The sequence below is a fragment of the Acidiphilium iwatense genome (genome assembly GCF_021556475.1).
GTDB classification, from domain to species: domain Bacteria; phylum Pseudomonadota; class Alphaproteobacteria; order Acetobacterales; family Acetobacteraceae; genus Acidiphilium; species Acidiphilium iwatense.
Genome location: NZ_JAKGBZ010000146.1, coordinates 1 through 1,212 on the forward strand (window position 1 = coordinate 1; position 1,212 = coordinate 1,212).

The window sequence follows — 1,212 nt, forward strand, 5'->3', positions numbered from 1 at the left end:
CGCCAGGCCCGTCTTGTGGCTTCGGCCAGGGCGCGATGCCGCCTTGCCAGCACGACGGCGCGGAGCAGCAGGGCCTTCATCCGCGGCGCGAAAATCATATCGCCAGCTTCGATCGCGAATTTGCAGTCGCGGAGTTGGTGGGCGAGGCGAATCTGCCAGTCATCGGCATGACCGCGCTGGGCGCCATAGAGATCGGAGACCCAGATAGCGGGGCGATGGCCGTCCATTACCTCGGCGACGACGTTGGCGCCCCGGCTTGGCCGGATCACATGGATGACGACTTCGTCGTTCTGAAATCCCTCCGCCAGCCTTCCACCGATGCTGCGCATCGGCGGAACCTTGGCAGGCTCCGCCCAGTTCCAATGGGTCCGGCCGTTGATCCGCACCGAGGTTTCGTCGGAGCAGACGACCCGCGCGCGGCGCAGTCGGGCGAGGATGGCGCCGACATCGGCATCGAAGCCCGGCTTGGCGCGGCGGAATGCGGCATCCAGCGCGCCTTCGCTGATCGCCAGGCCGAACAGCTCGGTGAACAGGCGCGACAGCCGCCGGTAGCTGACCGCATGGATGACGCGCAGGTAGATCGCGAGCGCCACGAGGTTGAGGCTGAATGGCGTGCCGGCTTCCATGCCTTCCGGGACGGCTGCCAGCGTGGTCGCCCCACAGCACGGACAATGGCCGGCATAGCGTTCGACGCGGGTGACGATCGGCTTGATCGGCGGCAGGTCGATCCTGTCGTAGCGCTGCGCGAGGCGCTGATCCGCGTCAGTCAGCGCGGCACGGCAGTGCTGGCAATGCGCCGCCTTCGCGATCACCGTCTGGTCGGGGTTCTCGGCAAGCAAGCGACCGCCGCCCTCACGGCCGAGACTGCCTTTGCGGGGCCCCTTGCGCGGACCTTTCTCGGGCCGGTTTGGCTTCTGCCCGCGCGATGGCGGCAGGCTCGAATTGTCCGGCCGCTTCGGCGGCTCGTTCAGCCGCGCCTCCAACTCCGCAATCCGGCGTTCCGCAGCCGAAAGCCGGATTGCCAGTTCCGCGTTCCTGCGTTCGGACGCTTGCAACGCGTCCCACAGCGCGCGGATCAGCGCGTCTTTCTCAGCATGCGATAGAAGGGACAGGTCAGGAAGCTCGCTCACGCCTCCCGTCGAATCGTATCCGCCGTGGTCACGTCAATTCACAATCGATTCAACTGGCCGACGGACCAGGATGAGCAGATAC

The 1,212-nt window shown here is 66.7% G+C and carries 1 protein-coding gene; it reads right to left on the reverse strand.

The window, feature by feature from the left end; genetic code table 11:
* On the reverse strand, positions 1-1,130 hold a 1,130-nt coding region (locus L2A60_RS20830; protein WP_235706305.1), incomplete at its 3' end, for an IS66 family transposase.
* Positions 1,131-1,212 lie beyond the last annotated feature (82 nt).